The organism is uncultured Lamprocystis sp., assembly GCF_903933125.1.
GTDB lineage: Bacteria > Pseudomonadota > Gammaproteobacteria > Chromatiales > Chromatiaceae > Thiodictyon.
In genome coordinates, this window is record NZ_CAIZIZ010000296.1 from 1 (window position 1) to 6,707 (window position 6,707).

The following is a 6,707-nucleotide window of genomic DNA, read 5'->3' on the forward strand; positions in this document are numbered from 1 at the left end:
ACAGCGGACCCTACAGGTCACGGTGTTACCGTAGGGTCCGCTGTGCGGACCGTCCGCGGCCGGCCGGAACGATGATCAAGGCCAGACACAGGTTAAAGCTTGTATCAGCAATGCACAACTTTTATCTTGTGCATCTCGGGCGACTGCGCTCCAGCACCGGCTTTTCCTCGCGCTTTGGGGCATACTTGGTTCGAGACTGCGCAGGCGCGCGGCTGGTCGGCCGCGGAACGGGTCCACCCCCATCGCCCGTCTGCCCCGTCAACTCAAGTCAGCGATCCCGATCCGGAGGCGGCCATGGATCTCACCCCCAGAGAGAAAGACAAGCTCCTGCTGTTCACCGCCGGCCTGGTCGCCGAGCGGCGTAAGGCACGGGGTGTCAAGCTGAATTATCCGGAGGCCGTGGCCTTCATCAGTTGTGCCATCCTGGAGGGCGCCCGCGACGGCTGCTCGGTTGCCGAGTTGATGAATCATGGCCGGACCCTGCTCACGCGCGAGGATGTGATGGACGGCATTCCGGAGCTGATCCACGAGGTTCAGGTCGAGGCGACCTTTCCGGACGGCACCAAGTTGGTGACGGTGCATGACCCGATTGTATGATCCGAAGCTTGAGAGACCGGAATCAGCGTGTTTTCAGGAGTCCAGACCCATGATCCCAGGCGAACTGCTCCCCGCCGCCGGCACCATCGAGCTCAACGCCGGACGCCCGGTCCTTACCGTGGAGGTCGCCAATACCGGCGACCGGCCGATCCAGGTCGGTTCCCACTACCATTTTTTTGAGACCAATGCCGCGCTACGCTTCGACCGCGCGCCGACCCGCGGCCGGCGGCTGGATATCCCGGCCGGCACCGCGGTGCGCTTTGAGCCGGGCCAGAGCCGCACCGTCACGCTGGTGCCCTACGCCGGCAGCCGCGAGGTCTATGGTTTCAATGCCCGCGTGATGGGCGCACTGGATGGAGCCACGCAATGAGCCGCATCGATCGTGCCGCCTACGCCTCACTCTACGGACCCACCGTCGGCGACCGGGTGCGCCTGGGTGACTCGGAGTTGATTATCCAAGTCGAAGCGGACCGGACGCACTACGGGGATGAGGTCAGCTTCGGCGGTGGTAAGGTGATCCGCGACGGCATGGGCCAATGCCAGCGCCAGGCGGCCGAGGTCGCCGATCTGGTCATCACCAATGCGCTGATTCTGGATCACTGGGGGATCGTCAAGGCCGATGTCGGCATCAAGGATGGGCGCATCGCCGGCATCGGCAAGGCCGGCAATCCGGACACCCAGGCGGGTGTCGACATCCTGATCGGCCCCGGCACCGAGATCATCGCGGGCGAGGGCCAAATCCTCACCGCCGGCGGCATTGATGCGCACATCCATTTCATCTGCCCGCAGCAGGTGGAGGATGCGTTGATGTCCGGGATCACGACCATGATCGGCGGCGGTACCGGGCCCGCGACCGGCACCAATGCCACCACCTGTACGCCCGGACCCTGGAATCTCCATCGTATGTTGCAGGCGGCCGAGGGGCTGCCGGTCAATCTGGGCTTTCTCGGCAAGGGCAACGGCAGCCTGCCGCTCCCGCTGGAGGAACAGGTGCGTGCCGGGGCCATGGGGCTCAAACTGCATGAGGATTGGGGCACTACGCCGGCCGCCATCGACTGCTGCTTGGGGGTGGCCGAGCGCTACGATGTGCAGGTCGCCATCCATACCGATACCCTGAACGAGAGCGGCTTTGTCGAGGATACCATTGCCGCCTTCCAGGACCGCACCATCCACACCTATCACACCGAGGGCGCGGGCGGCGGCCATGCCCCGGATATTATCAAGGCCGCCGGCCTCCCCAATGTCCTGCCGTCATCGACCAACCCGACCCGGCCCTATACAGTCAATACGGTGGATGAGCATCTGGACATGCTGATGGTCTGCCATCATCTGTCGCCGTCGATTCCGGAGGACGTGGCCTTTGCCGAGTCACGGATTCGCCGGGAGACCATTGCCGCGGAAGATATCCTCCATGATCTGGGTGCCTTCAGCATGATCTCATCGGACAGTCAAGCGATGGGCCGGGTCGGCGAGGTCATCACCCGCACCTGGCAGACCGCCCACAAGATGAAGGTGCAGCGCGGTGCCCTGGCCGGCGACCCGGCGGAGCACGACAACGTCCGCGCCAAGCGCTACATCGCCAAGTACACCATCAACCCGGCCATCGCTCATGGTGTCGCTCACGAGGTCGGTTCAGTCGAACCGGGCAAGCTGGCCGATCTGGTGCTGTGGCGCCCGGCCTTCTTCGCCACCAAACCCAGCCTCATCATCAAGGGTGGGTTGATCGTCGCGGCGCCCATGGGCGACCCCAACGCCTCCATTCCCACGCCCCAGCCGGTCCATTACCGGCCCATGTTCGGTGCGTTCGGCAGCGCCCTGGGGGCGACCTGTATGACCTTTCTCTCGCAAGCGGCCAGTGCGGAAGGGATCGCCCGGCAGCTTGGGTTGAAACGGCTGATCGGCACGGTGCGGGGCACCCGCGGTCTGCGTAAATCAGACATGATCCACAACGACTGGCAGCCGTTGATCGAGGTCGACCCCCAGACGTATCAAGTCCGCGCGGATGGCCAATTGCTCACCTGCGAGCCCGCCGCCGTGCTGCCTTTTGCTCAGCGGTACTTTCTGTTTTAAATCGCCGAGGTACCCGCCATGTCCGCCGTCGCCCCGCTGGTGCATCACTGCACCCGAACCGAGTACGAGCACATGGTCGAGTCGGGCGTCTTTGCACCGGGCACCCGGATCGAGTTGCTGGATGGAGAGATCATCGCGATGTCGCCTCAGGGATCCCAGCACGTCACTGCCACCCAACTGGTCGCCGAGGCCCTGCGCGAGCGTCTCCCGGCTGGTTACCTGGTGCGGGTCCAGGCACCGATTGCGCTCGATGACCGCTCCGAACCGGAGCCGGATATCTGCGTGGTGAGGGGCAAAGTCAGGGATTACGCTCGGTCCCATCCCTCCGCAGCCCTGCTGGTGATCGAGGTCTCAGACTCCAGCCTGGAGCAGGATCGCACCGTCAAGGCCCGCGCCTACGCTCGCAACGGCATCCCGGAATACTGGGTCGTCAACGTGAAAGAGCGGGTGATCGAGGTTTATACCAACCCGCGGGCGGGGGGCTATGGGCAGGTGCAGGTGCTGCGCGAGCTGGAAGACATTGCCGCTGAGTCGATCGCGGGTGTGCGGATGGCCGTGGCCGATGTGTTGCCCTAACACCCAGGTCAACGTGTACCAGCCATGTGTTATAGCCGTCGAACGTGATAATCGGACGTAGGGGCGGGTTTCAAACCCGCCCCTACACCAAGGGTCTGTCTGGATATCAGGTGCTAAGTAACGAGTTAGAAATAAGTGAAAATGCGAATACAATCGTTGTCGTTGTCGTTGTCGTTGTCGTTGTCGTTGTCGTTGTCGTTGTCGTTGTCGTTGTCGTTGTCGTTGTCGTAATCGAAGACGCTATTCGATACAGGCATGAGCAGCCCGTTATCTGTTGATCGAGCGGACTTGGCGCAACTGAAAGCGGCGCTGGAAGCCCATGACGCCGATTTGGTCTGCGCCTGGCTCTTCGGCAGCACGGCCCGCGGTGAGGCGCGCGCCGACAGTGATCTGGATGTCGGCGTTTTGTTCGAGACCGATCCGCCGCAGACGCTGGCCGGTCTGCACCTGGACTTGGCCGACGCATTGATTGAAGCGGCCGGGCGTCCGGTGGACCTGGTGGTGCTCAACCGCGCTCCGGTCGATCTGATCCATCGGGTGCTGCGCGATGGGATACTGCTCCTTGAGCGCAACAGGTCCGCACGCATTCGTTTCGAGGTGCGCGCCCGCAACGACTATTTCGACCTGCTGCCGCACCTGCTGCGGTATCGGCGGCTGACTCGGGAGACTTCAGGATGACGGATGTGGAACTGGTGGCGAAGCGCCTGGCCTTCATCGAGACCTGCGTGCGCGAACTCCGGGAGATCGCCCGGCCGGAGTTGATCGCGACCGATGTGCGCGAGGAGCGCTTTATCATCCATACGCTGCAGCTTGCAATCCAGGCGGCGCTGGACGTGGCCTCGCACATTGTCGCCGACGAGCGGCTGGGAGAGCCCGCGAATAACGCTCAGTTGTTCAAGCTGCTGGTTATCAATCAGTGGCTGCCTGGGACGTTGGGCGACAGCCTGCGCGCGATGGCGGGCTTTCGGAATGTCCTGGTCCATGGTTATCAGTCGGTGGACAAGCAACTGGTGCGCGATGTCGTCGAACACCGGCTCGATGATTTGTTGAACTTTGTATCTGCGATCCGTGTCCGTCTGGTTCCGTGATGCTTCATTTCACCCGTAAGATCGATCAATCGCCTGAAGCGGTTCCCACCGTCACCCTGACCCGCGACCAACGACTGCGCAGCCGCTTACGGGTGGTCCTGGACGATGGTCGGGAGGCGGGCATCCTGTTGCCGCGGGGCACCACGCTGCGCGATGGCGATGGCCTGATGTCCGAGGACGGCCTGGTGGTGCGGGTGCGCGCTGCCGCCGAGTGTCTGTCGCGGGCGGATTGCACGGACCCGTTGGTCCTTGCCAGGGTCTGCTATCACCTGGGCAATCGCCATGTGGCGGTGCAGATCGAGCCCGGACGGTTGTCCTATCTGCACGACCATGTTCTGGACGATCTTGTGCGGGGATTGGGGTTATTGGTCGTGGTGGACCATGGCCCCTTCGAGCCGGAATCCGGTGCCTATGGCGGCCAGAGTCACGCGCACGCGCACGCTCACGGTCACGCGCATGACCACTGACCTGCCGCTGCTGCGTCTCCTGCAACTGGTGAGTCCGTCCCTGCCGATCGGGGGCTTCACCTATTCCCAGGGGATCGAATGGGCGGTGGAGGCGGGCTGGCTGAATACCGCGGCGGACCTGGATGCCTGGCTCGCCGACCAACTGCAGTCGAGTCTCGCGCGGGTGGACCTGCCCCTGCTGGTGCGGATGCAGGCGGCGGCCGCTGCGCGGGACCCGCGGGCTATGGGCATGCTCATCGACCGCCTGATCGCCGCTCGTGAGACCATGGAACTGCGTCTGGAGGAGAGCAACCGCGGCCGGGCTCTGGCCGATCTGCTGCTCGCCTGGGCACTGGCCGAGGCGCGCGAGTGGCGGCCGGTGCTGGCGCGCAGTCAGGCAGCGGGCTTCGCCTTTGCCGCGGCTGCCTGGGGCATCGCGCCGCGGCACGCCGCTGCCGGCTACGCCTGGGCGTGGCTGGAGGGGCTGGTGTTGACGGCGGTCAAGTGTGTGCCGCTGGGCCAGACACAGGGTCAGCAGGTGCTGGTCCGATTGGCGGGGCTGATTCCGAGCGTCCTGGATCAGGCGCAGGCGTGCCCGGATAATGCGATCGGCGCGTCCTGCCCGGCCCTGGCGATTGCCAGCAGTGCCCACGAGACGCAGTACACCCGGCTGTTCCGGTCCTGAGGTGCATATGGCTGAATCTTCCCCTCTGCGTGTCGGTGTCGGCGGCCCGGTCGGTTCCGGCAAGACGGCGTTGCTCGATGCGCTGTGCAAAGGTCTGCGGGATCAGTACGAGATCGCGGTAGTGACCAATGACATCTATACCCGCGAGGACGCCGAGTTCCTGATCCGTTCCCAGGCGCTGCCGGCGGAGCGGATCATCGGAGTGGAAACCGGCGGCTGTCCCCACACCGCCATTCGCGAAGACGCGAGCATGAACCTGGCGGCGGTGGAGGACTTGCAAGCCCGGTTTCCGCAGCTTGACCTGATTTTCATCGAAAGCGGCGGCGACAATCTGGCCGCGACCTTCAGTCCGGAGTTGGCGGATCTGACGCTCTATGTCATCGACGTGGCCGAAGGGGAGAAAATCCCGCGCAAGGGCGGGCCGGGGATTACCCGTTCGGACTTGCTGGTGATCAACAAGATCGACCTGGCGCCCTATGTGGGCGCGTCGCTGGAGGTCATGGAGCGTGATACCCGGCGCATGCGCGGGGCGCGGCCGTTCGTCTTCACGAACCTGCGGGTGGGGGAGGGCGTGCCGACGATCATCGCGTTTCTGTGCCGGGAGGGGATGTTGCCGGCCCGCCAGGAGTCCAGGGCGTCAGCTTTGGCGCTCCCTCCCGACCAAGGGTAAAGCCTCGGACTCGCTGGCTCGAACAGCGCGTGCCAAAGCGCCAAGCACGCCAAGGGCTTCATGGCCGCCTGAGCCTTGAGGATAGAACTTGGATTGCGGTCCCTGGCCGTGCCGATGCTCAAGCTCGCCTCCCTGCTCGCTTACTATAATTCGGGACCAAGGGCAAGCCGGAAACCGACGCGGCGGAGGCGGTCGCCGGGAACGAAGTGGACGCGGCACGCGGAGCGCAGGTTCCGCGCCTCGTCGAACCAACTCCCGCCGCGCAGCACACGCCCCTCGCCTGATGCACGCCCCGCGGGATCGGACAGCGGCTCGCTGCTGTAGGGTCCGAACCAGTCCTGGCACCATTCCCAGACATTGCCATGCACCTCGCAGAGCCCCCAGGGATTGGCCGGGAGGCTCCCGACCGGGACCGTCGCTTTGCAATAGACCCTTTTGGCTCGACTTTGGCCATTTCAGGCCGTCGAGGCCAGTTGATCCAGCAAGCGTTCCCAGTCCCGCTGGGAAATAACGAGGGCGTCCGGGTCTGCGGTTGAGTTGACGAAATTCGCCGCCGCCCAACTGGTGCGGCGCAC

Annotated in this window: 10 protein-coding genes and 1 pseudogene; 9 read left to right on the top strand and 2 right to left on the bottom strand. The window is 64.4% G+C overall.

The genetic code is table 11. From position 1 onward, the window contains the following. The first annotated feature begins 294 nt into the window (after positions 1-294). Genes ureA through QZY03_RS14415 form a run of 4 tightly spaced genes read left to right on the top strand, consistent with a single transcriptional unit; the run spans position 295 to position 3,243 of the window. Positions 295-597, top strand: a complete 303-nt coding sequence (gene ureA / locus QZY03_RS14400) for an urease subunit gamma (protein ID WP_020507860.1) — start codon at positions 295-297, stop codon at positions 595-597. A 49-nt stretch (positions 598-646) separates the two neighbouring features. Next, positions 647-967: an urease subunit beta gene (locus QZY03_RS14405; RefSeq protein WP_295582171.1), complete on the top strand. Its 321-nt coding sequence runs from the start codon at positions 647-649 to the stop codon at positions 965-967. Next, entirely contained in the window at positions 964-2,667 is a 1,704-nt protein-coding gene (ureC, locus tag QZY03_RS14410; RefSeq protein ID WP_295582172.1) for an urease subunit alpha, read from the top strand. Before QZY03_RS14405 ends, ureC begins: the two co-directional genes overlap by 4 nt. 18 nt (positions 2,668-2,685) lie before the next feature. Then, positions 2,686-3,243 carry a Uma2 family endonuclease gene (locus QZY03_RS14415; protein ID WP_295582174.1) on the top strand — a complete coding sequence of 186 codons (558 nt, stop codon included), beginning with the start codon at positions 2,686-2,688 and terminating at the stop codon, positions 3,241-3,243. Positions 3,244-3,368: 125 nt separating this feature from the next. On the opposite strand, the gene QZY03_RS14420 is transcribed toward QZY03_RS14415, so the two are convergent. Further along, on the bottom strand, positions 3,369-3,500 hold the full coding sequence (locus tag QZY03_RS14420) for a hypothetical protein (RefSeq protein WP_295582176.1): 132 nt from the start codon (positions 3,498-3,500) through the stop codon (positions 3,369-3,371). Between QZY03_RS14420 and QZY03_RS14425 the strand changes: the two genes are divergently transcribed. Genes QZY03_RS14425 through ureG form a run of 5 tightly spaced genes read left to right on the top strand, consistent with a single transcriptional unit; the run spans position 3,499 to position 6,132 of the window. After that, complete coding sequence (locus QZY03_RS14425; RefSeq protein ID WP_295582178.1) at positions 3,499-3,921, top strand: nucleotidyltransferase domain-containing protein; 423 nt, start codon at positions 3,499-3,501, stop codon at positions 3,919-3,921. The genes QZY03_RS14420 and QZY03_RS14425 overlap by 2 nt on opposite strands. Continuing rightward, the gene (locus QZY03_RS14430) at positions 3,918-4,331 is read left to right on the top strand and encodes a DUF86 domain-containing protein (protein ID WP_295582180.1); all 414 of its coding nucleotides are present in this window, start codon (positions 3,918-3,920) and stop codon (positions 4,329-4,331) included. Before QZY03_RS14425 ends, QZY03_RS14430 begins: the two co-directional genes overlap by 4 nt. Beyond that, entirely contained in the window at positions 4,331-4,798 is a 468-nt protein-coding gene (ureE, locus tag QZY03_RS14435) for an urease accessory protein UreE (RefSeq protein WP_295582182.1), read from the top strand. The genes QZY03_RS14430 and ureE overlap by 1 nt, the downstream gene beginning before the upstream one ends. Beyond that, positions 4,788-5,462 carry an urease accessory protein UreF gene (locus QZY03_RS14440; protein ID WP_295582183.1) on the top strand — a complete coding sequence of 225 codons (675 nt, stop codon included), beginning with the start codon at positions 4,788-4,790 and terminating at the stop codon, positions 5,460-5,462. The genes ureE and QZY03_RS14440 overlap by 11 nt, the downstream gene beginning before the upstream one ends. A gap of 7 nt (positions 5,463-5,469) precedes the next feature. Beyond that, positions 5,470-6,132 carry an urease accessory protein UreG gene (ureG, locus tag QZY03_RS14445; protein WP_295582185.1) on the top strand — a complete coding sequence of 221 codons (663 nt, stop codon included), beginning with the start codon at positions 5,470-5,472 and terminating at the stop codon, positions 6,130-6,132. A gap of 143 nt (positions 6,133-6,275) precedes the next feature. Here ureG and QZY03_RS14450 read toward each other — a convergent pair. Beyond that, a pseudogene (locus tag QZY03_RS14450) lies at positions 6,276-6,545 on the bottom strand (formylglycine-generating enzyme family protein); the annotation flags it as partial. Between the last annotated feature and the right edge of the window lie 162 nt (positions 6,546-6,707).

Excerpts from the sequence above, each read along its gene's own strand:
- ureA (WP_020507860.1), top strand. The coding sequence starts at position 295 with ATGGATCTCACCCCCAGAGAGAAAGACAAGCTCCTGCTGTTCACCGCC.
- QZY03_RS14405 (WP_295582171.1), top strand. The coding sequence starts at position 647 with ATGATCCCAGGCGAACTGCTCCCCGCCGCCGGCACCATCGAGCTCAAC.
- ureC (WP_295582172.1), top strand. The coding sequence starts at position 964 with ATGAGCCGCATCGATCGTGCCGCCTACGCCTCACTCTACGGACCCACC.
- QZY03_RS14415 (WP_295582174.1), top strand. The coding sequence starts at position 2,686 with ATGTCCGCCGTCGCCCCGCTGGTGCATCACTGCACCCGAACCGAGTAC.
- QZY03_RS14425 (WP_295582178.1), top strand. The coding sequence starts at position 3,499 with ATGAGCAGCCCGTTATCTGTTGATCGAGCGGACTTGGCGCAACTGAAA.
- QZY03_RS14420 (WP_295582176.1), bottom strand. The coding sequence starts at position 3,500 with ATGCCTGTATCGAATAGCGTCTTCGATTACGACAACGACAACGACAAC.
- QZY03_RS14430 (WP_295582180.1), top strand. The coding sequence starts at position 3,918 with ATGACGGATGTGGAACTGGTGGCGAAGCGCCTGGCCTTCATCGAGACC.
- ureE (WP_295582182.1), top strand. The coding sequence starts at position 4,331 with ATGCTTCATTTCACCCGTAAGATCGATCAATCGCCTGAAGCGGTTCCC.
- QZY03_RS14440 (WP_295582183.1), top strand. The coding sequence starts at position 4,788 with ATGACCACTGACCTGCCGCTGCTGCGTCTCCTGCAACTGGTGAGTCCG.
- ureG (WP_295582185.1), top strand. The coding sequence starts at position 5,470 with ATGGCTGAATCTTCCCCTCTGCGTGTCGGTGTCGGCGGCCCGGTCGGT.